This window comes from Pseudomonas sp. zfem004 (assembly GCF_032621715.1).
Taxonomy (GTDB): Bacteria; Pseudomonadota; Gammaproteobacteria; order Pseudomonadales; family Pseudomonadaceae; genus Aquipseudomonas; species Aquipseudomonas sichuanensis.
Genome location: NZ_JAVYJF010000001.1, coordinates 60,951 through 82,482, shown reverse-complemented (window position 1 = coordinate 82,482; position 21,532 = coordinate 60,951). Strand labels below are relative to the sequence as shown.

Annotated in this window: 24 protein-coding genes; 14 read left to right on the top strand and 10 right to left on the bottom strand. The window is 64.6% G+C overall.

Annotated elements, in window-relative coordinates; all coding sequences use genetic code 11:
• Positions 1–8 precede the first annotated feature (8 nt).
• A complete protein-coding gene (gene betC / locus RTH46_RS00410; RefSeq protein ID WP_316904823.1) occupies positions 9–1,526 on the bottom strand; it encodes a choline-sulfatase in 1,518 nt (505 codons plus the stop codon).
• A gap of 109 nt (positions 1,527–1,635) precedes the next feature.
• On the opposite strand from betC, the gene RTH46_RS00405 reads away from it, so the two are divergent.
• Together RTH46_RS00405 and RTH46_RS00400 are read left to right on the top strand one after the other, a co-directional pair.
• Positions 1,636–2,532, top strand: coding sequence for a choline sulfate utilization transcriptional regulator (locus RTH46_RS00405; RefSeq protein ID WP_316904822.1), 897 nt, complete (start codon positions 1,636–1,638; stop codon positions 2,530–2,532).
• Between the two features lie 153 nt (positions 2,533–2,685).
• Complete coding sequence (locus tag RTH46_RS00400; RefSeq protein ID WP_153786837.1) at positions 2,686–3,018, top strand: DOPA 4,5-dioxygenase family protein; 333 nt, start codon at positions 2,686–2,688, stop codon at positions 3,016–3,018.
• Positions 3,019–3,120: 102 nt separating this feature from the next.
• On the opposite strand, the gene trpA is transcribed toward RTH46_RS00400, so the two are convergent.
• The gene (gene trpA, locus RTH46_RS00395; protein WP_316904821.1) at positions 3,121–3,930 is read right to left on the bottom strand and encodes a tryptophan synthase subunit alpha; all 810 of its coding nucleotides are present in this window, start codon (positions 3,928–3,930) and stop codon (positions 3,121–3,123) included.
• A complete protein-coding gene (gene trpB, locus RTH46_RS00390) occupies positions 3,927–5,144 on the bottom strand; it encodes a tryptophan synthase subunit beta (RefSeq protein WP_153789035.1) in 1,218 nt (405 codons plus the stop codon). The genes trpA and trpB overlap by 4 nt, the downstream gene beginning before the upstream one ends.
• A 225-nt stretch (positions 5,145–5,369) precedes the next feature.
• On the opposite strand from trpB, the gene RTH46_RS00385 reads away from it, so the two are divergent.
• The gene (locus RTH46_RS00385) at positions 5,370–6,266 is read left to right on the top strand and encodes a LysR family transcriptional regulator (RefSeq protein WP_316904820.1); all 897 of its coding nucleotides are present in this window, start codon (positions 5,370–5,372) and stop codon (positions 6,264–6,266) included.
• Here the strand turns inward: RTH46_RS00385 and RTH46_RS00380 are convergent.
• The gene (locus tag RTH46_RS00380; protein ID WP_110994096.1) at positions 6,263–6,586 is read right to left on the bottom strand and encodes a YqjD family protein; all 324 of its coding nucleotides are present in this window, start codon (positions 6,584–6,586) and stop codon (positions 6,263–6,265) included. The two genes, RTH46_RS00385 and RTH46_RS00380, sit on opposite strands and share 4 nt — an antisense overlap.
• Before the next feature lie 152 nt (positions 6,587–6,738).
• Here RTH46_RS00380 and RTH46_RS00375 point away from each other — a divergent pair, with 152 nt between their 5' ends.
• Both RTH46_RS00375 and RTH46_RS00370 read left to right on the top strand, forming a co-directional pair.
• The gene (locus tag RTH46_RS00375) at positions 6,739–6,954 is read left to right on the top strand and encodes a dodecin (protein ID WP_023632599.1); all 216 of its coding nucleotides are present in this window, start codon (positions 6,739–6,741) and stop codon (positions 6,952–6,954) included.
• 101 nt (positions 6,955–7,055) lie between these two features.
• Positions 7,056–7,277: a DUF1161 domain-containing protein gene (locus RTH46_RS00370; protein WP_153789033.1), complete on the top strand. Its 222-nt coding sequence runs from the start codon at positions 7,056–7,058 to the stop codon at positions 7,275–7,277.
• A 99-nt stretch (positions 7,278–7,376) separates the two neighbouring features.
• Here RTH46_RS00370 and RTH46_RS00365 read toward each other — a convergent pair whose 3' ends face one another.
• Positions 7,377–8,381 (bottom strand): LLM class flavin-dependent oxidoreductase, encoded by a 1,005-nt coding sequence (locus RTH46_RS00365; RefSeq protein ID WP_153789032.1) that lies wholly within the window; start codon positions 8,379–8,381, stop codon positions 7,377–7,379.
• A 154-nt stretch (positions 8,382–8,535) separates the two neighbouring features.
• Here RTH46_RS00365 and RTH46_RS00360 point away from each other — a divergent pair, with 154 nt between their 5' ends.
• A complete protein-coding gene (locus RTH46_RS00360) occupies positions 8,536–8,961 on the top strand; it encodes an OsmC family protein (protein WP_125462052.1) in 426 nt (141 codons plus the stop codon).
• A gap of 74 nt (positions 8,962–9,035) precedes the next feature.
• Positions 9,036–9,269: a DUF1161 domain-containing protein gene (locus RTH46_RS00355; protein WP_153789030.1), complete on the top strand. Its 234-nt coding sequence runs from the start codon at positions 9,036–9,038 to the stop codon at positions 9,267–9,269.
• Between the two features lie 135 nt (positions 9,270–9,404).
• Here the strand turns inward: RTH46_RS00355 and RTH46_RS00350 are convergent, their stop codons facing one another.
• Together RTH46_RS00350 and RTH46_RS00345 are read right to left on the bottom strand one after the other, a co-directional pair.
• On the bottom strand, positions 9,405–9,818 hold the full coding sequence (locus tag RTH46_RS00350) for a hypothetical protein (protein ID WP_125462054.1): 414 nt from the start codon (positions 9,816–9,818) through the stop codon (positions 9,405–9,407).
• Positions 9,819–9,873: 55 nt separating this feature from the next.
• Positions 9,874–10,287, bottom strand: coding sequence for a hypothetical protein (locus RTH46_RS00345; protein WP_110994102.1), 414 nt, complete (start codon positions 10,285–10,287; stop codon positions 9,874–9,876).
• Between the two features lie 67 nt (positions 10,288–10,354).
• On the opposite strand from RTH46_RS00345, the gene RTH46_RS00340 reads away from it, so the two are divergent.
• On the top strand, positions 10,355–11,467 hold the full coding sequence (locus RTH46_RS00340; protein WP_316904819.1) for an aminopeptidase: 1,113 nt from the start codon (positions 10,355–10,357) through the stop codon (positions 11,465–11,467).
• Positions 11,468–11,519: 52 nt separating this feature from the next.
• Here the strand turns inward: RTH46_RS00340 and RTH46_RS00335 are convergent, their stop codons facing one another.
• The gene (locus RTH46_RS00335) at positions 11,520–12,167 is read right to left on the bottom strand and encodes an HAD family hydrolase (RefSeq protein ID WP_316904818.1); all 648 of its coding nucleotides are present in this window, start codon (positions 12,165–12,167) and stop codon (positions 11,520–11,522) included.
• Positions 12,168–12,219: 52 nt separating this feature from the next.
• On the bottom strand, positions 12,220–12,762 hold the full coding sequence (locus RTH46_RS00330) for a gamma carbonic anhydrase family protein (RefSeq protein ID WP_153789027.1): 543 nt from the start codon (positions 12,760–12,762) through the stop codon (positions 12,220–12,222).
• A gap of 102 nt (positions 12,763–12,864) precedes the next feature.
• Between RTH46_RS00330 and prlC the strand changes: the two genes are divergently transcribed.
• The 5 genes from prlC to RTH46_RS00305 all read left to right on the top strand — a co-directional run bounded on the left by prlC (position 12,865) and on the right by RTH46_RS00305 (position 19,281).
• Positions 12,865–14,916: an oligopeptidase A gene (prlC, locus tag RTH46_RS00325; protein WP_316904817.1), complete on the top strand. Its 2,052-nt coding sequence runs from the start codon at positions 12,865–12,867 to the stop codon at positions 14,914–14,916.
• Positions 14,913–15,200: a YheV family putative zinc ribbon protein gene (locus tag RTH46_RS00320; RefSeq protein WP_153789025.1), complete on the top strand. Its 288-nt coding sequence runs from the start codon at positions 14,913–14,915 to the stop codon at positions 15,198–15,200. The genes prlC and RTH46_RS00320 overlap by 4 nt, the downstream gene beginning before the upstream one ends.
• Positions 15,201–15,389: 189 nt before the next feature.
• The gene (locus tag RTH46_RS00315; RefSeq protein ID WP_371923759.1) at positions 15,390–16,445 is read left to right on the top strand and encodes a PA0069 family radical SAM protein; all 1,056 of its coding nucleotides are present in this window, start codon (positions 15,390–15,392) and stop codon (positions 16,443–16,445) included.
• A 392-nt stretch (positions 16,446–16,837) separates the two neighbouring features.
• Positions 16,838–17,557, top strand: a complete 720-nt coding sequence (locus RTH46_RS00310; RefSeq protein WP_153789023.1) for a carbonic anhydrase — start codon at positions 16,838–16,840, stop codon at positions 17,555–17,557.
• A 188-nt stretch (positions 17,558–17,745) separates the two neighbouring features.
• On the top strand, positions 17,746–19,281 hold the full coding sequence (locus RTH46_RS00305; protein ID WP_316904816.1) for a SulP family inorganic anion transporter: 1,536 nt from the start codon (positions 17,746–17,748) through the stop codon (positions 19,279–19,281).
• Positions 19,282–19,367: 86 nt separating this feature from the next.
• Here the strand turns inward: RTH46_RS00305 and RTH46_RS00300 are convergent, their stop codons facing one another.
• A complete protein-coding gene (locus RTH46_RS00300; RefSeq protein WP_316904815.1) occupies positions 19,368–20,009 on the bottom strand; it encodes a hypothetical protein in 642 nt (213 codons plus the stop codon).
• Between the two features lie 380 nt (positions 20,010–20,389).
• Between RTH46_RS00300 and coxB the strand changes: the two genes are divergently transcribed.
• The gene (gene coxB / locus RTH46_RS00295) at positions 20,390–21,517 is read left to right on the top strand and encodes a cytochrome c oxidase subunit II (RefSeq protein ID WP_153789021.1); all 1,128 of its coding nucleotides are present in this window, start codon (positions 20,390–20,392) and stop codon (positions 21,515–21,517) included.
• The last annotated feature ends 15 nt before the right edge of the window (positions 21,518–21,532 follow it).

The following is a 21,532-nucleotide window of genomic DNA, read 5'->3' as shown; positions in this document are numbered from 1 at the left end:
CTCTCTTCTCAATCCAGGGGTGCGGGCTGTGGATAACGTGCCTTGCGCTCGAGGTCGTCGAGATCGATGTGGTTGCGCATGTACTGTTGGCTGGCGTCCACCAGCGGTTGGTGGTCCCAGCTTTTCAGCGTGCCGATGGCCAGCGCCTCGGCCACCAGACGGCGGCGGCGCTGGCTGGCCAGCACCTGCTGGCGCAGCGCGGGGACGTCCCAGCGTTGCCTGGCTTCATCGACAAATGCCTGCAGCAGCGCCTGGTGGTCCGGGCTGCCGGTGAGGTTCTCCCGCTCGTGCGGGTCGCGGCTCAGGTCGTAGAGTAGCCATGGGTCGTCTTCGCTGTACACGAACTTGTAGACGCCACGGCGGATCATCATCAGCGGGCCGACCGTGCCTTCGGCCATGTATTCGCCGATCACCTCGTCATGCCCGCCCTGCCCTTGCAGATGGCCGAGCAGCGAGCGGCCGTCCAGGTGCAACTGGTTATCCACAGCGCCGCCGGCCAGTTCCACCAGGGTTGGCAGCAGGTCGCAGGTGGATACGCTGGCGCTGACGCGGCGGGCGGCGAACTGCCTGGGGGCATGGATCAGCAGCGGCACCCGCGCCGACATCTCGAACCAGTGCATCTTGTACCAGAGCCCACGCTCGCCAAGCATGTCGCCGTGGTCGCCCGAAAACACGATCAGGGTGTCGTCGGCCAGGCCACAGTCCTCGAGGGTCTGCAGCAGCTTGCCGATGTTGTCGTCGATGTAGCTGCAGGCGCCGAAGTAGGCGCGGCGGGCGTCGCGGACCTTGTCCACGGGCAGCGGCTTGTTCCACAGGTCGTAGACCTTGAGCAGGCGTTGCGAGTGCGGGTCCTGCTCGGCCTGGGCAATTTCGTCCTGCGGCAGCGGGATATCCACATCCTTGTACAGATCCCAGTAGTGCCTGGGGATGGTGTACGGGTCGTGGGGGTGGGTCATGGAGACGGTCAGGCAGAACGGCCGGCCGTCATCCTCGCGCACATGGTCGTAGAGGTACTGGCGCGCCTTGAACACCACCTCTTCGTCGAAATCCAGCTGGTTGGTGCGCACGCAGGGCCCGGCTTGCAGCACCGAAGACATGTTGTGGTACCAGCTCGGCCGCTGGTCGGGGGCGTCCCAGTTCACCGCCCAGCCGTAGTCGGCCGGGTAGATGTCGCTGGTCAGCCGCTGTTCGTAGCCGTGCAACTGGTCCGGGCCGCAGAAGTGCATCTTGCCCGACAGCGCGGTGCGGTAGCCGAGGCGGCGCAGGTAGTGGGCGTAGGTGGGTATGTCGGCGGGGAAGTCGGCGGCGTTGTCGTAGGCGCCGATGCGGCTGGGCAACTGGCCGCTGACCAGGGTGAAGCGCGACGGCGCACACAGCGGGCTGTTGCAGTAGGCACTGTCGAACACCACGGCCTGCTCGGCGAGGCGGGCCAGGTGGGGCATCTTGATCGGCGACGGGTTGTAGATCGGCAGCAAGGGTGCGGCCATCTGATCGGCCATGATGAACAGGATGTTGGGTCGCTTCATGGGGGCCTTCCATCGTCGAGGGTTATGGGTACCACTTGCAATCCAGCATGCGGCTGTGGATAACAGGGGTAAAGCCCATGCCGGGCAATGACTGGGATTAGCCAGGCTTATGTTTGAGCACCTTGCCGACCTGCCTCTCGACACCCTGCGCGTGTTCGAGGCCGCCGCCCGCCTGCGCAGCTTCACCGCTGCCGCCGTGGAACTGGGCACTACCCAGCCGGCGGTAAGCCAGCAGATGAAGCGCCTGGAGGCGCAGCTGGGCACGCGCTTGTTCGACCGGATCTACCGGGGCATCGAGCTGACCGAGGCAGGTTTGCTGTTGTTCGAGCAGGTGCACCAGGGCTTGCAGGCGATGGACGATGGCGTTGCCCAAGCCAGCGGGCGCGGCCAGCGCGAGGTGCTGCAGGTGGCTACCGACTTCGCCTTTGCGGCGTTCTGGCTGATGCCGCGCCTGCAGCGTTTTCATGAGGCTTATCCACAGGTGGACGTGAGCCTGGTGACCGGCGAGCGCAGCCAGGGGATGCTGCGCCCTGACATCGATGTGGCGGTGCTGTTCGGCGATGGGCGCTTTCATCAGGGCGAAAGCCGCTGGCTGTTCGATGAGGAAGTCTTCCCGGTATGCAGCCCTCGGCTGATTCATGGCAAACCCTTGTCAGCCGTGGCTTTGCAACGATTGCCCCTGCTCCATTTGCGGGGTGAGCAGGCCAGTCGCTGGTTCGACTGGGCGGGGGTGTTTCGTGGGTTTGGCGTGGACAGTTCGCCACCGGCCGGGCAGTTGCGGTTCGACAATTACACCCTGTTGATTCAGGCGGCGATTGCCGGGCAAGGGGTGGCGATTGGGTGGGCGCACCTGGTTGATGGGTTGGTGGAGCAAGGGCTGTTGTGCCGGCCGTTGGAAGGGAGTTTGCGTTCGAAGCGGGGGTATTACGTGGTGCTGCCGCCGCGCAAGCGGCGTGGGGCGTTGATCGAGAGGTTTGTGGATTGGCTGGAGCAGGAGCGTGGTTAGCCTGACCTGTCGCGCAATTTGTAGGAGCGGCTTCAGCCGCGAACACCGGCGCAGCCGGTGCCATCTACCGCGTTGCCTGCTTCGCGGCTGAAGCCGCTCCCACAGGGATGGCGTAGACTTCGACGCATGCTTTCAGTGCAATCAGGAGCCATCGTGCAAAGGATCAAGGGGTATCACGCCCACGTGTACTACGACGCATCGACCATGGAGCAGGCCCGTGAGCTGTGCGAAGAGGCGACGCGGTTGTTTGGCGTGACCATGGGGCGCATGCACCAGAAGCCGGTCGGGCCGCATCCGGACTGGAGCTGCCAGCTGGCCTTTGGGCCGGAAATGGTGGGGGTGGTGCTGCCGTGGCTGGCGCTGTATCGCAAGGGGCTGGTGGTGTTCCTGCACCCGGAAACCGGGGATGAGCTGGCGGATCACCGCGATCATGCGATCTGGATGGGGGCGATCAGGCCGTTGGACCTTTCCATTTTCAACGACTGACAGTAATTGGGTGGGAGCGGGCTTGCCCCGCGATTGCGGCGGTGAGTCCACCATCGTCATCGCGGGGCAAGCCCGCTCCCACAAATGCATCTACACCGCGAATCAGGCGCGTGCCGCGCGCACCCCTTCAGCCAGCGCCGAGCACAGGCTCAGCACGTCATTCACCGCCTGGTCGGCATTCTTGGCCTGGGCGATCTTGTCGACCAGCGCCGACCCCACCACCACACCGTCGGCCAGGCGGGCGATGGCCGCTGCCTGCTCCGGCGTGCGAATGCCGAAGCCAACGCTGATCGGCAGGTCGGTATGCCGGCGCAGGCGGGCCACGGCCTCGGTCACATGCTCGGTGGTCGCCGAGCCCGCACCGGTCACACCGGCCACCGACACGTAGTAGACGAACCCGGAACTGCGCTCCAGCACGCGCGGCAGGCGCACGTCGTCGGTGGTCGGGGTAGTCAGGCGGATGAAGTCGATACCTGCGGCCTGGGCCGGGGTGGCCAGCTCGGCATCGTGCTCCGGCGGCAGGTCGACGATGATCAGGCCATCGACACCCGCCTCTTTGGCTTCGGCGACGAACTTGTCCACACCGAAGCGGTGGATCGGGTTGTAGTAACCCATCAGCACGATCGGCGTGGCCTGGTTGTCCACCCGGAATTCACGCACCATCTGCAGGGTCTTGGCCAGGGTCTGGCCGGCTTCCAGTGCGCGCAGGGTGGCCAGCTGGATGGCCACGCCGTCGGCCATCGGGTCGGTGAATGGCATGCCCAGCTCGATCACGTCGGCGCCGGCGGCCGGCAGGCCTTTGAGGATCTTCAGCGAGGCGTCGTAGCCAGGGTCGCCTGCGGTGACGAAGGTGACCAGGGCCGCGCGGCCTTCGGCCTTGAGTTCGGCGAAGCGTTGTTCGAGACGGCTCATGCCTGTTTCTCCTGGGCGGCCATGTGGTTCATCACGGTTTGCATGTCTTTGTCGCCGCGACCGGACAGGCAGATCACCATCAGGTGGTCCTTGGGCAGGGTCGGCGCGCGCTTGATCGCCTCGGCCAGGGCGTGGGAGCTTTCCAGCGCCGGGATGATGCCTTCGAGGCGGCAGGTGGTGTGGAAGGCAGCCAGGGCTTCGTCGTCGGTGATGCTGACGTATTCCACGCGCTTCACTTCGTGCAGATAGGCGTGCTCCGGGCCGATGCCGGGGTAGTCCAGGCCTGCGGAAATCGAGTGGGCGTCGGTGATCTGGCCGTCGTCGTCCTGCAGCAGGTAGGTGCGGTTGCCGTGCAGCACGCCCGGTACGCCGCCGTTGAGGCTGGCCGCGTGCTTGTCGGTGTGCACGCCGTGGCCGCCGGCTTCGACGCCGATGATCTTGACGCTTTCATCTTCGAGGAAGTCGTGGAACAGGCCCATGGCGTTGGAGCCGCCGCCGACGCAGGCGATCAGGCTGTCGGGCAGGCGCCCTTCCTTCTCGTGCAGCTGGGCGCGGGTTTCTTTGCCGATGATCGACTGGAAGTCGCGGACCATCGCCGGGTACGGGTGCGGGCCGGCCACGGTGCCGATCAGGTAGAAGGTGTCGTCGACGTTGGTGACCCAGTCGCGCAGGGCCTCGTTCATGGCGTCCTTCAGGGTGCCGGTGCCTGCGGTGACCGGGACGATCTCGGCGCCCAGCAGCTTCATGCGGAATACGTTGGCCTGCTGGCGCTCGATGTCGGTGGCGCCCATGTAGATCACGCAGGGCAGGCCGAAGCGCGCGGCGACGGTGGCGGTGGCCACGCCGTGCATGCCGGCGCCGGTCTCGGCGATCAGGCGCTTCTTGCCCATCCGCTTGGCCAGCAGCACTTGGCCGATGCAGTTGTTCACCTTGTGCGCACCGGTGTGGTTGAGCTCTTCACGCTTGAAGAAGATCTTCGCGCCGCCGCAGTGTTCGGTCAGGCGTTCGGCGAAGTACAGCGGGTTGGGGCGGCCGATGTAGTCGCGCTGGAAGTAGGCCAGGTCTTCGAGGAACTTGGGGTCGGCCTTGGCGGCTTCGTATTCGCGGGCAAGGTCGAGCACCAGCGGCATCAGGGTTTCGGCCACGTAGCGGCCGCCGAACGAGCCGAACAGGCCGTTGGCGTCGGGGCCGGGGCGGTATTGGGACTGGGACATGGGGCGCTCCATAGGCGGTGTAAGGGGTTGGTACCGTGTTGGCCTCTTCGCGGGTAAACCCGCTCCCACAGGTTCAGTGTTGCCCTCGGAATCACATCCATCCTGTGGGAGCGGGTTTACCCGCGAAGGGGCCGGCACTGGTCGATGGGCTTTACTCTACCCACGACATGCGCTGCTGAAAACCGATAAGATTGCGCAAACCCGTCAGAAAAACTCACAAGTCATATGGCCCAGGATCTTCCCCCGCTCAACGCCCTGCGCGCCTTCGAGGCCACCGCCCGGCTCAACAGTGTCAGCCAGGCCGCCGAAGCGCTGCATGTGACTCACGGCGCGGTCAGCCGGCAGATCAAGGTGCTTGAAGAGCACCTTGGGGTGGCGCTGTTCGTCAAGGACGGGCGCGGCGTCAAACTCACAGATGCCGGCGTGCGCCTGCGCGATGCCAGCTTCGAGGCGTTCGACCGTCTGCGCGGCGTGTGTGCCGAGCTTTCGCGCACGGCGGACGAAGCGCCGTTCGTGCTCGGCTGTTCCGGCAGCCTGCTGGCGCGCTGGTTCATCCCGCGTCTTGGGCGTTTGAAAGCGGACCTGCCGGAGTTGCGCCTGCACTTGTCAGCGGGCGAAGGCGACCTCGATCCGCGGCGCCCAGGGTTGGACGCGCTGCTGGTGTACGCCGAGCCGCCGTGGCCGGCGGACATGCAGGTGCATGTGCTTGCCGAGGAGCGAATCGGCCCGGTGCTGAGCCCGCACTTCGAAGGCTTCGATCGTTTGAAAGCCGCGCCAGCCGTGGCTTTGCAACGAGAAGCAGTGCTGCACACCACCTCGCGACCGCAGGCCTGGCCGACCTGGGCAGCGCAGCAGGGCCTGGCGCCTGAAGCATTGAACTACGGCCAGGCTTTCGAGCATCTGTACTACTTGCTGGAAGCGGCGGTGGCTGGGCTGGGCGTGGCCATCGCGCCGCAGCCACTGGTGGCGGATGACCTCAAAGCCGGGCGGTTGGCAGCACCTTGGGGCTTTTCACCCACCCGTGCGGCCTTGGCCCTGTGGGTGCCTCGGCGCGCCGATGATGGTCGCGCCGAGCAACTGGCGCAATGGCTGCGCCAGGAGCTGCAACGGCAGGCGGGTTAGTTGCGGCGGCACAGCAGGTAGGCGGCCAGCAGGCCAAGGGCGCCAACGGCCACACCGGCGGTGGTCCAGGGGTGCTCCTGGGCGTAGTCGCGGGTGGCGATACCGGTTTCGCGGGTGCGGGTTTTGACATCCGCATAGGCATCGCTGAGCAGGCTGCGCGAGTGCTTGAGGGCGCTTTCGGCACTACCGCGCAGCGCCTTCATGGTTTTCTGCGATTCTTCCGAGGCGTCGTGCTTGAGGTGTTCCAAGGTCTTGAGCAGGCTCTCGATCTCGGCTTCCATGCTTTCCAGCGACGCTTTGCGCAGCGAGTTGTGGGCCATGGTGACTCTCCTTCGCGGTGGATGAGGTGTACAGGGTGCGACTGCGCGGCGGGCTGAAAGTGCGATCGAACTTTCACCTGCGTCATTGGCTCGCAGGTAAACCAGGCCGGCACTGCTAGGCTGAACTGACACTTCACCCACGGAGCGCACTCATGAGCGATCATCACACTTACAAGAAGATCGAGCTGGTCGGGTCCTCGCCCACCAGCATCGAAGAGGCGATCAACAATGCCCTGGCCGAGGCCGGCAAGAGCATCAAGCACCTGGAATGGTTCGAGGTGATCGATACCCGCGGGCATATCCGCGACAACAAGGCCGCGCACTTCCAGGTGACGTTGAAGGTGGGCTTCCGCATCGCCAACAGCTGACAGGCAGCCGGGCTGGCCTCGCCCGGCTGATGCGGTAGCAGGTTTGCAGGGCGCACAGGCTGCGCCCTTTTCGACTTTGATCTGTACAAGGAACGCGATAGATGAAGAAGTTGATTGTGGCAGTAGGCCTGATGGTGCTGGCCGGCGGTGCGATGGCGGCAGGCAAGCCGTGCGAAGAGCTTAAGGCAGAGATTGCCGCCAAGCTGGATGCCAAGGGCGTGAAGGGTTATTCGCTGGAGATCGTCAACAAAGGCGACCCGGCGGGCAAGGTGGTGGGTACCTGTGAGGGTGGCGCCAAAGAGATTGTCTACCGTCGCGGCTGATGCCGTGCGTTTTTCGCGGGTAAACCCGCTCCCACAGGTATTCCACTGACTTTGGTAACAGTGGAATACCTGTGGGAGCGGGTTTACCCGCGATGAAGATCATTCGGTCTTGAGGGCCTGCGCCATCAATTCATAAGACCGGATCCGGTCTGCATGTTCATACAGGTCACTGGTAAAGATCAGCTCATCCGCCCCGGTCTGTTCCAGCAGCACCTCCACCTTGGCCCGCACCTTCTGCGGGCTGCCGATCATCGCCAGGCCCAGGAAACTGCTCACCGCGTCTCGCTCATGAGGCAGCCACAGCCCGTTCATGCTCTCGACAGGCGGGCGCTGCATCAGGCTCTGGCCGCGGATCAACGCCAGGATGCGCTGGTACACCGAGGTGGCCAGGTATTCGGCCTTCTCGTCGGTTTCGGCCACCACCATCGGTACCCCGAGCATCACGTAGGGCTTGTCCAGTGTGGTGGAAGGCTTGAAGTGGTCGCGGTAGATGCGAATTGCCTCGTGCATGTAGCGCGGCGCGAAGTGCGAGGCAAAGGCGTACGGCATGCCGCGCATGCCGGCCAGCTGGGCGCTGAACAGGCTCGAACCCAACAGCCACATTGGCACCTCGGTGTCGTGGCCGGGCACGGCGATGACCTTCTGGTCGTCGGTGCGCGGGCCGAGGTAGCGCGACAGCTCCTCGACGTCATCCGGGAAATCGTCGGCGCTGCCGGAGCGCTCACGGCGCAAGGCGCGGGCGGTCATCTGGTCGGAGCCGGGGGCGCGGCCCAGGCCCAGGTCGATGCGGCCCGGGTACAGGCTGGCGAGGGTGCCGAACTGTTCGGCGACTACCAGCGGTGCGTGGTTGGGCAGCATCACCCCGCCAGAGCCGACGCGGATGGTCGAGGTGCCACCGGCCAGGTAGCCGATCAGCACGGCGGTGGCCGAGCTGGCGATGCCATCCATGTTGTGGTGCTCGGCCACCCAGAAACGGTGATAACCAAAGCGTTCGGCGTGTTGCGCCAGGTCCAGCGAGTTGCGCAGCGCTTGCGCCGGGCCGCCGTCGGCGCGCACGGGCACCAGGTCGAGGGTGGAAAATTTCAGGTCTCGCAGGTGCGTCATCGAAAGCCTCCGCAGCAAGTGGTTGGCCAAGGGCCTTGCAGACTCTGTATGGGCAGATTCGAAGGATTCAATGCCTGCCAGTGGATTGATCTGAACTTGGCGTGGGCAGGGTCCTCAGAACCATAAGCACCCCACCCTGTGACCAGGAGGCAACATGAAGAAGACAGCATCGGCGATCTGGCAAGGCGGCCTGAAGGATGGCCACGGTTTGTTGTCCACCGAAAGCGGCGCGCTCAAGCAGAACCCCTACGGCTTCAACACCCGCTTCGAGGGCATCCCGGGGACCAACCCCGAAGAACTGATCGGCGCGGCCCATGCCGGGTGTTTCTCCATGGCCCTGTCGATGATGCTGGGCGAGGCTGGCCTGACCCCGGAGCGCATCGACACCTTTGCCGAAGTGAGCCTGGACAAGCAGGCCGACGGCTTCGCCATCACGGCGGTGCACCTGACGCTCAAGGCGAAAGTGCCGGGCGCCAGCGAGGCGCAGTTCCAGGAGATCGCCAACAAGGCCAAGGCCGGTTGCCCGGTGTCCAAGGTGCTGAATGCGACGATCAGCCTGGATGCCACCTTGCTGACCTAGGCCGGCGCAACGGCGGCGGTTTGCGGTAGTCTAAGCAGCATCGGCAGCCCGCCTGCCCTTTCAGGAGTGGTTCCATGATCCGCGTAGCAATTGCCGTGCTGGCCTCGCTGATGGCCACGGGTGCACTGGCCGCAGTCAAGCCGTGCGAGGAACTCAAGGCCGAGATCGAGGCAAAGATCCAGGCGCGCGGGGTAACCTCCTACACGCTGGAGATCGTGCCCAACAGTGAAGTCCATGATCAGAGCATGGTCGTGGGAAGTTGCGAGGGTGGCACCAAGAAGATCATCTACCAGAAGAATGATCGCTAGGGTCGGCCTCGACCTCTGTAGGAGCGGCCTTGTGACGCGATGGGGCGCGTAGCGGCCCCAGGATTTCAGCATCAAACAGAAATCGTCGGGGCCGCTGCGCGGCCCATCGCGGCACGAGGCCGCTCCTACAGATTCCTAGGGAATGCAGAACACATTGCTCGGTTCATTCACCACCACCTTGCGATTGGCGTCGTACAGCAGCACCTGCGGCTGCATCACCGGCGCCCGCGCCTCCAGGCGATAACGCTCGCCGGCCTTGAAGTCGTCGTAGCGTACGGTGAGGTAGCAGGTCCGCTCGGTCGGGTCGGTACTGAAACCGCCGGAATACACCTCGAAGTCGAAGCGCACCACCAGCTCATGCTTGCCCGGCGTCACCTGGAAGTAGCGGCCATCCTCGAGCCGCTTGCCGTCCAGGCGGTCGGCCATGAGGGTACGGCCGGGGGTGACGGTGTACATGTCGATCCAGGCCTTGCCTGGGTCGACTGGCGGCAAGGGGCTGGCGCAAGCCCCCAGTGCGCTGATGGCGAACAGCATCATGGGCTGGCGCATGGCGAAACTCCCGCTCGCGATTCACAGGCCATAAGCATAGCGCCGTTCGCGGCCTTCAGGTGCGTTGGCAGCCTGCCGGTTCGCCCTGGCCGATCAATTTCTGCTGCTGGTCATACAGCTTGATCCAGGGGCGAAAACCAATGCTGCCGGCCTGCATCTGGTAGCGCTGGCCGGCGGTGAAGCCCTTGTAGGTGAGATTCAGCTGGCAGTCGCGCCACAGCGGCTCGTCCACCGGGCCGATGTTGCTGGGTGTCACGGCGAACTGGTAGCGCACGGTCAGCTCATGATTGCCGGGCTGCACTTCGAAATAGCGGTTGTCGGCCCAGGCCCGTTCATCCACCTGCACGGCATGCAGCGAGGCGTTGTCGTGCGGGGCCAGGTCGATCCAGGCCTGGTTCGGGTCCGGGTCGGGCAAGGTGGCACAGCCGGACAGCAGCATGAGTGTGCCCACGGCAAACCGAGTACGCATGGCGAAGCTCCCCCTTGGCAAGATAGTCTTGGTCGCATTCGGCCGACGAGCGAGATAGACAGCCTCGATGTTTGGACTTTTTCTTTTCACGCGCTGCAGCCGTCGGGGTCTGGACCGCGTTTTCACCCGCTTGGTTCCCGTCGTGCTCGGCGTCCTGCTGAGCGGTTGTTCCAGCCTGGGTTACTACGGCCAGTTGGCCGAGGGGCAATGGCAGCTGTTGCGCGCGCGCCAGCCCGTGGCGCAGGTGATCGACGACCCGGCCACGCGCCCGGAGCTGCGCCAGCGCCTGCAGTTCGCCCAGCAGGCCCGGGTGTTTGCCAGTGAGCAGCTGAAACTGCCGGACAACGGCAGTTACCGGGTGTATGCCGAGCTGGGCCGGCCCTACGTGGTGTGGAATGTCTTCGCCACCCCCGAGCTGTCGCTGCAGCCGGTCACCCATTGCTTCCCAATCGCTGGCTGTGTGGCTTATCGCGGCTATTACCAGCAGGGTGCGGCCCGCGGTGCGGCGGCGTTGATGCGCGAGCAAGGGCTGGATGTCTATGTCGGGGGTGTGGAGGCGTATTCGACGCTGGGCTGGTTCGACGATCCGATCCTGTCCAGCATGGCCGCTTGGGGCGACGAGCGCCTGGCCACGGTGATCTTCCATGAGCTGGCGCACCAGCGCTTCTATGTGCAGGACGATACCGAGTTCAACGAGTCGTTCGCCTCCTTCGTCGAGCAGGAAGGCACCCGGCAATGGCGCGCGGCGCGTGGGCTGGCAGCGGTCGAGGAGCGTGGGGCCGGGCAACGCGATGCCTTTATTCGCCTGGTGTTGGCCAGCCGCGAGCGCTTGCAGGCGATCTATGCCGGGCCGCTGGATGAAGCGGGCAAGCGAGTGGCCAAGCAGGCGGAGTTCGAACGGTTGCGGCGCGAATACCGCGAGGTGCGGGATCGGGACTGGGCGGGGGATCGGCGTTTCGATGCCTGGATCTTTGCGCCGATGAACAATGCGAAGTTGTTGCCGTTTGGGCTGTATGACCAGTGGGTACCGGCGTTTTCGCAGTTGTTCAAGGAGGTTGGTGGGGATTGGCTGGTTTTCTATCAGCGCGTTGAGGCGCTGGGGCGATTGCCGATCGAGCAGCGCAAATTGGCGTTGGCAGAGCTGGCCTCATCGCGGGGCAAGCCCGCTCCCACGGACTAGATCGTGGGAGCGGCGGTGCGCCGATGCGACTTGCCCCGCGATGAGGTTTGAATCAGCGAACGAACGCCTGGTGCATCTCGGCCAGGGTCTCGAAATGGAACGCCGGCGCTTCGGCTTCCAGTTCCTCGCGGCTACCAAACCCATACCCCACCGCCACCGCCTGCAAGCCATTGCTGCGCGCGCCGATCAGGTCATGCTTGCGGTCACCGATCATCAAGGTCTGCGCCGGGTCCAGCCCTTCCTCGTCCAGCAGGTGGCGGATCAGCTCGACCTTGTTGGTCCGGGTGCCATCCAGTTCGCTGCCGTAGATCACCTTGAAGTGTTGGTCGAAGGCGAAGTGGCGGGCGATCTCGCGGGCAAACTCCCACGGCTTGGAGGTGGCGATGTACAGCGTTCGGCCTTGGCCGTTGAGCGCCTGCAGCAGCTGGGGCACGCCGTCGAACACCCGATTTTCGTACAGCCCGGTTACCTTGAAACGCTCGCGATAGAAGTTCACCGCGTCCCAGGCCTTGGCTTCGTCGAAGTGGTAGAACTGCATGAACGCCTGCAGCAGGGGTGGGCCGATGAAGTGTTCGAGGCGGGCAAGGTCCGGCTCGTCGATGCCCAGTTTGGCCAGGGCGTACTGGATCGAGCGGGTGATGCCCAGGCGCGGGTCGGTCAGGGTGCCGTCTAGGTCGAAGAGGATGTTCTGCTGGTGCATGGTTTTATGGGTGCCTGAAAAATTGTGCTCGTGGGAGCGGGCAAAAACCGAATTATTGGTCGAAGCCTTCGGCCAGGTGCTGGTCCTTGAGCTTGACGTAGTTGCCGGCGCTGTAGGCGAAGAACGCGTGTTCCTGTTCGCTCAGCAGCCGCACCTGTTTCACCGGGCTGCCCATGTACAGGTAGCCGCTGGCCAGGCGCTTGCCCGGCGGCACCAGGCTGCCGGCACCGATGATCACCTCGTCCTCGACGATGGCGCCATCCATGATGGTGCTGCCCATGCCCACCAGGATGCGGTTGCCCAGGGTACAGCCATGCAGCATGACTTTGTGACCGATGGTCACCTCGTCGCCGATGATCAACGGGAAACCATCAGGGTTGAAGGGCCCGGCGTGGGTGATGTGCAACACGCTGCCATCCTGCACGCTGGTGCGCGCGCCGATGCGGATGCGGTGCATGTCGCCGCGTACCACCGTCAGTGGCCAGATCGAGCTGTCGTCACCGATCTCGACGTCGCCGATGACCACCGCCGAACGGTCGACGAAGGCCCGTGCTCCCACTTTCGGCGTGTGTTCCTGGAAGGTCCGGAGGGCCATGATAGTGTTCCTCTGCAATGCCGATAGGCAGGCTGCCTGCTGCGGTCGGCGTCGATTGTAATTAAGATGGTCCCGTGTTTCTCCTGCCAAGGTACCCGAACCGTGAGTGCGAACAACCCGCTGCTGCAGTCCCACGATCTGCCGCCCTTCTCGGCCATCCGCGCCGAGCATGTGCTGCCGGCGATCGAGCAGATCCTTGCCGACAATCGCAAGGCCATCGCCGACATCCTCGAGACGCAGGGCAACAACCCGAGCTGGGCCGGCCTGGTGCTGGCCATGGACGAACTGAACGACCGCCTGAGCGCCGCCTGGAGCCCGGTCAGCCACCTCAACGCGGTGTGCAACAGCCAGGAACTGCGCGAGGCCTACGAGTCCTGCCTGCCGGCCCTGAGCGCCTATTCCACCGAACTGGGCCAGAACCGCGCCCTGTTCGACGCCTATCAGGCCCTGGCCAACAGCCCTGAGGCTGCGAGCTTCGATGTGGCGCAGAAGACCATCATCGAGCACGCCCTGCGCGATTTCCGCCTGTCGGGCATCGACCTGCCGGCCGACCAGCAGCAGCGCTACGCCGAAGTGCAGAGCACGCTCAGCGAGCTGGGCAGCCGCTTCTCCAACCAGCTGCTCGACGCCACCCAGGCCTGGACCAAGCACGTCACCGACGAAGCCGCGCTGGCCGGCCTGACCGACTCGGCCAAGGCGCAGATGGCTGCCGCCGCCCAGGCCAAAGGCCTCGATGGCTGGCTGATCACCCTCGAATTCCCCAGCTACTACGCGGTGATGACCTACGCCAGCGACCGCGCCCTGCGCGAAGAGCTGTACGCCGCCTACTGCACCCGCGCCTCCGACCAGGGCCCGAATGCCGGCCAGTTCGACAACGGCCCGGTGATGGCGCAGATCCTCGACCTGCGCCAGGAACTGGCCAAGCTGCTGGGCTACCCGAATTTCGCCGAGCTGAGCCTGGCCACCAAGATGGCCGAGTCCAGCGACCAGGTGCTGAGCTTCCTGCGTGACCTGGCCAAGCGTTCCAAGCCGTTCGCCGAGCAGGACCTTGCCCAGCTCAAGGCCTACGCCGCCGAGCAGGGCACCCCGGAACTGGCCAGCTGGGACGCTGGCTACTTCGGCGAGAAGCTGCGCGAGCAGCGCTACAGCGTGTCCCAGGAAGCCCTGCGCGCCTACTTCCCGATCGACAAGGTGCTGACCGGCCTTTTCGCCATCGTCCAGCGCCTGTACGGCATCGAAATCGCCGAGCTCAAGGGCTTCGACGCCTGGCACCCGGATGTGCGCCTGTTCGAGATCAAGGAAAACGGCCAGCACGTCGGCCGCTTCTTCTTCGACCTCTACGCCCGTGCCAACAAGCGCGGCGGTGCCTGGATGGACGGCGCCCGCGACCGTCGCCGTACCGCGGCCGGCAGCCTGCAGAGCCCGGTGGCCAACCTGGTGTGCAACTTCACCCCGGCCGCGCCCGGCAAGCCTGCGCTGCTGACCCACGATGAAGTCACCACGCTGTTCCACGAGTTCGGCCACGGCCTGCACCACCTGCTGACCCGCATCGAGCATGCCGGTGTGTCCGGCATCAACGGTGTGGCCTGGGACGCGGTGGAGCTGCCGAGCCAGTTCATGGAGAACTGGTGCTGGGAGCCGGAAGGTCTGGCGCTGATCTCTGGTCACTATGAGTCCGGCGAGCCACTGCCCCAGGACCTGCTGGACAAGATGCTGGCGGCGAAGAACTTCCAGTCCGGCATGATGATGGTGCGCCAGCTGGAGTTCTCGCTGTTCGACTTCGAACTGCACGCCACCCACGGTGACGGCCGCAGCGTGCTGCAGGTGCTCGAGGGCGTGCGCGACGAAGTCACGGTGATGCGCCCACCGGCGTACAACCGCTTCCCCAACGGCTTCGCGCACATCTTCGCCGGCGGTTACGCGGCGGGCTACTACAGCTACAAATGGGCCGAAGTGCTGTCGGCCGACGCCTTCTCGCGCTTTGAAGAGGAAGGCGTGCTCAATGCCGAGACCGGCCGCGCGTTCCGCGAGGCGATCCTGGCCCGGGGCGGTTCCCGCGAGCCGATGGTGCTGTTCGTCGACTTCCGTGGCCGTGAGCCTTCCATCGATGCATTGCTGCGCCACTGCGGCCTGAGCGAGGACGCAGCGGCATGAGTGAGGTAGCCGTGAGCAAGACCAAGCGACGCTTTATCGCCGGGGCCGTGTGCCCGGCGTGCAGCGAGATGGACAAGCTGATGATGTGGAGCGAAGACGATGTGCCGCACCGCGAGTGCATGGCCTGCGGGTTCACCGATACGTTGAATGAGCAAGGGCTGTCGGTGCCCAAGGAGCTCGGTACGCGGGTCAACCAGCTGGCGCCGAAGGCGGCGCCGGTGAAAGTGCAGGTGCAGACGGTGCAGTTCTTCCCCAACCCGAAGCTGAAGAAGCCGCAGGACTGAAGTCTAATCGCGGGGCAAGCCCGCTCCCACGATCTGATCCCTGGGCTGCCCCCAAAGCAGTTGGACACCAAGCCAAATCTTTGGGGTAGACCACAGCGTGGGAGCGGGCTTGCCCCGCGATGATCGGTTGTAGCTATCCTGCCGAGCTCGGATTACTGTATGCGCATACAGTAATTCGGGTTTTTCATCATGAAGCCAACCCCCCTCCGTGGCCGCGGCACCACCGCCAATCCCCACAACCGCTTCGCCCCCAACCACTCGGTGGCCGAGGACGACGGTTGGTACCAGGAAGTCCCGCTCACCCAGGGCACCGAGGTGCGGATCGAGCTGGCCAAGACCATCATTGCCCGCAACACCTCCCCCGACCTGCCCTTCGACCGCTCCATCAACCCCTACCGTGGCTGCGAGCACGGCTGCATCTACTGCTACGCCCGCCCCAGCCACGCCTACTGGGACCTCTCCCCCGGCCTGGACTTCGAAACCAAGCTGATCGCCAAGACCAACGCCGCCGAGGTGCTCGAACAGCAACTGAGCAAACCGGGCTACGTCTGCGCGCCGATCAACCTGGGCTCCAACACCGACCCCTACCAGCCCATCGAACGTGAGCAGCAACTCACCCGGCGGCTGCTGGAGGTGCTGCTGCGCTACCGCCATCCGGTGACCATCGTCACCAAGGGCTCGCTGATCCTGCGCGATCTCGACCTGATCAGCGAACTGGCCAGCCAGCGCCTGGCGCGGGTGATGATCAGCCTCACCACCCTCGACGATGAGCTCAAGCGCACGCTGGAGCCCCGTGCCGCCGCGCCGAAAGCGCGTTTGCGCGCGATTCGGGTCTTGCGCGAGGCTGGGGTGCCGGTGGGTGTGCTGTGTTCGCCGATGATCCCGATGATCAACGACAGTGAGCTGGAGCGCCTGCTGGAAGCGGCGAAGGAAGCCGGTGCCCAGAGCGCGGCGTACATGATGCTGCGCCTGCCGCTGGAGGTGGCGCCGCTGTTCGAGCAGTGGCTGCGAGATCACTACCCGCAACGCTCCGAGCATGTGCTGAGTCTGATCCGCCAGAGCCGGGGTGGCGAGCTGTACGACAGCCGGTTTGGCGCGCGGATGCGTGGTGAAGGTGTGTTCGCCGAACTGCTGGCGCAACGGTTTCGCAAGGCGGCCAGGCGTCTGGGGTTCGAGGGGCGGGAGGAGCTTGCGTTGGATTGCACGGCATTCTGCCCGCCGGGCGGGCAGATGGCGTTGTTCTGAATGCGTCTGTAGGAGCGGCTTCAGCCGCGAACACCGGCAAAGCCGGTGCCAGCCATCGCGTCGCCTGCTTCGCGGCTGAAGCCGCTCCCACAAGGTCTGCGTCATCCCCTGCAACGCTACCCCCAGCGTCGCTAATGCCAGGCATCAAAATCATTCGTGGGTATTGGCAACTGATGCTTTTTTGCTATTATCCAGATCCCGCCGAAAACCTCTGGAACGCCCGTTCTAGAGCCGCCCAAATTAAGTTTCAGTTAAGTTTTCCCCGCTAGCGTAGGAATCCAGTCCACAGCGACTGTGATCATTTGCCTGTGCGTGTCATCTAAATCCCCGCATAGCCATAATCTTTCCCCGGTAACATGGAACTTACCTTCAAACCGTCAAGAGGATGAATCATGCCCGTCAAGGACCCATCCAAGGTTGTCCCGGCCGCACCCGCTGAAAGCGCCGATGCCGCCCTGAAGCATATCGTCGACGGCTTCCTGCGGTTCCACACCGAGGTCTTCCCCGAGCAGCAAGAGCTGTTCAAGAAGCTGGCCACCGCGCAAAAGCCCCGCGCCATGTTCATCACCTGTGCCGACTCGCGCATCGTCCCCGAGCTGATCACCCAGAGCTCGCCGGGCGACCTGTTCGTCACCCGTAACGTCGGCAACGTGGTGCCGCCGTACGGCCAGATGAACGGTGGCGTTTCCAGCGCCATCGAATACGCGGTGCTGGCGCTGGGCGTGCACCACATCATCGTCTGCGGCCACTCCGACTGCGGCGCCATGCGCGCGGTGCTCAACCCGCACTCGCTGGACAAGATGCCGACGGTCGCGGCCTGGCTGCGCCACGCCGAGGTGGCGCGTACCGTGGTCGAAGACAACTGCTCCTGCGGCACCCCGCACGAAAGCATGCAACTGGTGACCAAGGAAAACGTCATCGCCCAGCTGCACCACCTGCGCACCCACCCATCGGTGGCCTCGCGCCTGGCTGCGGGCCAGCTGCACATCCATGGCTGGCTGTACGACATCGAGACCAGCCAGATCGAAGCCTACGATGCCGCCAGCGACCGTTTCCTGCCGCTGACCGCAGGCGAGCCGATTCCTTCCGCTACTCCGAGAGGCCGCTACTAAGCGACCCGACCACGCTGAACGAACCTTGATAGCCGGCTGCACCCCACGGGTGCGGCGCGGCCTTCGCCTGCCTTGAATTCCCCCGAACGTCTTGCCGGCAAACCCGCTGGCGGCCCGCGCCTGCGCGCGATTCGGGGTTCCCAGTGCTCGCGGCCAGAGGAATGGCCGTGAATCGATAAAGGAGCGTCATGGTGAACACGACACAGATCAAAGCGGCATTGCCGCGTGAGTTGCTGGCTTCGGTGGTGGTGTTCCTGGTGGCCCTGCCGCTGTGCATGGGCATTGCCATCGCCTCTGGCTTGCCGCCGTCCAAGGGCCTGATCACCGGGATCATCGGCGGCATCGTGGTTGGCTTTATCGCTGGCTCACCGCTGCAGGTCAGCGGGCCCGCCGCCGGCCTGGCGGTGCTGGTGTTCGAGCTGGTGCGCCAGCATGGCGTGGCCATGCTTGGGCCGATCCTGCTGCTGGCCGGCCTGCTGCAGCTGCTGGCCGGGCGTTTGCGCCTGGGCTGCTGGTTCCGGGTCACGGCGCCGGCGGTGGTGTACGGCATGCTCGCCGGTATCGGCGTGCTGATTGTGCTGTCCCAGGTGCATGTGATGTTCGACGCGGCGCCCCAGCCGTCGGGTGTGGATAACCTGCTGGGCTTCCCGGCCACGCTGGCTGCGGCGCTGCCACTGGAAAGCGCGGGCAATGGCTGGCAGGCCGGCGCACTGGGCCTGGGCACCATCGCCATCATGTGGGGCTGGGAACGCATGCGCCCGCAACGCCTGCGCTTCATTCCCGGCGCATTGCTCGGGGTGGCGGCGATGACCGCCATCAGCTTGTGGCTGGCGCTGCCGGTCAACCGGGTGCAGGTGCCGGCGGACTTGTCCGAAGCCATCGACTGGCTGCGCCCGGACGACCTGCTCAAGTTGGCCGACCCTACCCTGCTGGTGGCGGCCTTCGCCCTGGCCTTCATCGCAAGTGCCGAAACGCTGCTGTCGGCTGCGGCGGTGGACCGTATGCACAGTGGCCAGCGCTCGGACTTCGACCGTGAACTGTCGGCGCAAGGGGTCGGCAACATGCTCTGCGGTGTGCTCGGTGCGCTGCCGATGACCGGGGTGATCGTGCGCAGTTCGGCCAACGTGCAGGCCGGCGCGCAAACCCGCGCTTCGGCGATCCTGCATGGGCTGTGGTTGCTGGCATTCGTCGTCGCCTTGAGCAGCGTGCTGCAGCAGATCCCGGTGGCCAGCCTGGCCGGTGTGCTGGTGTACACCGGCGTGAAGCTGGTGGATTTCAAGGCGTTCCGCGGGTTGAGCCGTTATGGGCGGATGCCGATGTTCACCTATGCCGCGACGGCACTGGCGATCGTTTTCACCGACCTGCTCACTGGTGTGCTGCTGGGCTTTGCGCTCACACTGCTGAAGCTGGCGCTGAAGGCGGCGCGGTTGAAGATCAACCTGGTGGCGCTGGCCAAACCGGGGCATATGGAGCTGCGCCTGAGCGGGGCGGCGACCTTTCTCAAGGTGCCGGCGTTGACCCAGGTGCTTGATACGGTGCCGGAAGGGACCACGCTGCATGTGCCGTTGGGTAACCTGAGCTACATCGACCATTCATGCCTGGAGCTGCTGGAGGATTGGGGGCGCAGCAGTGCGGCCAAGGGCACGCGGCTGGTGCTGGAGCAGCGGCGGTTGAAGCGACGGGTCGAGGGAAGGTTGCGGACCACTGCAGGGGTTGGGGCTTAACAGCATCGCGGGGCAAGCCCGCTCCCACGCAATAGCACGTGGGAGCGGCGGTGCGCCGATGCGACTTGCCCCGCGATGGCTTCAACTCAAGCCGACTGGCCCAGCTCCACACCCAGCTGGCGCGACAGGCACGGCCAGCGCTTCCACGCCTCGCCGGTCTCAGGGCTCGACAGCTTGTCGCGATAGCGCTCCACCGATTCCACGGCAAAGCTCTCTTCGTCGAGCATTTCGTCCACCGAATGGTGCACCACCTCATCCAGCTGGTTGGCAAAGGTCTCGCCAATCAGTTGATGGGCGATCAGGTTGGCCACCGTGGTATCCACCGGGATCAGCGGCTGCTGGAAATGGCGGATATACAGGTCGTTGACCTCCTCCACCAGGCGGTGTGCCAGGTAGGCCTCGTCCAGCAGGCAGTCGAGACCGACATGCCCGGCCATCACGCTGGGTGGCTGCAGGAAGTAGGCTTCGGCGATTTTCAGCACCGGTTTGATCTGCGACTCGATGCCGGCCTCGCGGGCCACGCTGTGTGCGGCCTCGAGCAGCTCCGGCACTTCGTTGATATAGGCGCCGACGAAGCGCGCCAGGGTACCCTGGGCATCCTGCTCGGGTAGTTGGATCGAAGGATGCAAGTGCGGCAATTGCTGCTCGAGACGGGTTTTCAGCTGGCCTGTGCGGCTCTCATGTTGATGGGCATTTTCAATCTGCTCGCGTACAGCAGCGATGTTCATGACAACTCCAGGGACAAGGCGTTACAAACGGAAGACACTAAGTTAGCTCGCTTACGAGATTGGCTAAGACGCATTTGTTATATCACTGAGACACGTGTAGGAAATTGGCTATATCAATATGCCATCATTGTGCCCCGGCCCAGCATTCATGCGGCTTTCAGCGCAAACGTTTGGTTTGGTGAAAGTCATTTCATGGCGTTCATTGCGCACCATTGGTCGCTGTCTATACTCCCGATGAAACGTGATTCGTTGATGAGGCCCGACTGCCTTTAGCAGGGGGCTCGGTCGTCGAAGTCAGCAGTCTTGACCGCCGTACCCTTCTTTGTCGTAGCAGGTCGTCCACGCCTCCGGGACTACAAGAACGATAAGGGGAACCCGCAATGATGCGACATCCACATGTCTGGATGGGCCTCCTGCTGTGGTCGGTGTTTGGTCAGGCACAGGCTGCATGGACCGTGAACATGGCGCCCGGGGCGACGGAAGTCTCCCACGCCGTCTTCGACCTGCACATGACCATCTTCTGGATCTGCGTGATCATCGGCATCGTGGTGTTCGGCGCGATGTTCTGGTCGATGGTCATCCACCGCCGCTCCACCGGCCAGCAGCCTGCGCATTTCCACGAGCACACCTGGGTGGAAATCCTCTGGACGGTCGTTCCCTTCCTTATCCTGGTGGCCATGGCCATCCCGGCCACCAAGACCTTGATCGACATCTACGACGCCACCGACTCGGACATCGATATCCAGGTCACCGGCTACCAGTGGAAGTGGCACTACAAGTACCTGGGCCAGGACGTCGAGTTCTTCAGCAACCTGGCCACCCCCGCCGACCAGATCCACAACAAGGCGCCCAAGGACGAGCACTACCTGCTCGAAGTCGACCAGCCGCTGGTGCTGCCGGTAGGGGCCAAGGTGCGTTTCCTGGTGACTGCCGCCGATGTCATCCACTCCTGGTGGGTGCCGGCCTTCGCGGTCAAGCGCGACGCCATCCCCGGGTTCGTCAACGAGGCCTGGACGCGTATCGAGAAGCCCGGCATCTACCGCGGCCAGTGCACCGAACTGTGCGGCAAGGACCACGGCTTCATGCCGGTGGTGGTCGAGGTGAAATCCAAGGCCGACTACGACACCTGGCTCGCTGAGCGCAAGGCCGAGGCGGCCAAGCTCAAGGAGCTGACCAGCAAGGAATGGACCCTCGAAGAGCTGGTGGCGCGCGGCGACAAGGTCTACCACACCACCTGCGTGGCCTGTCACCAGGCCGAGGGCCAGGGCCTGCCGCCGATGTTCCCGGCGCTCAAAGGCTCGAAGATCGCCACCGGGCCCAAGGAAGGCCACCTGAGCATCGTCTTCCACGGCAAGCCCGGCACCGCCATGGCGGCGTTCGGCAAGCAACTCTCGGAAGTCGATATCGCCGCGGTGGTCACCTACGAGCGCAACGCCTGGGGCAACAACAAGGGCGACATGGTCACACCGAAGGACGTGCTGGCGCTCAAGCAGGCCGAAGCGCAATGAACCGGTGCCAGATGG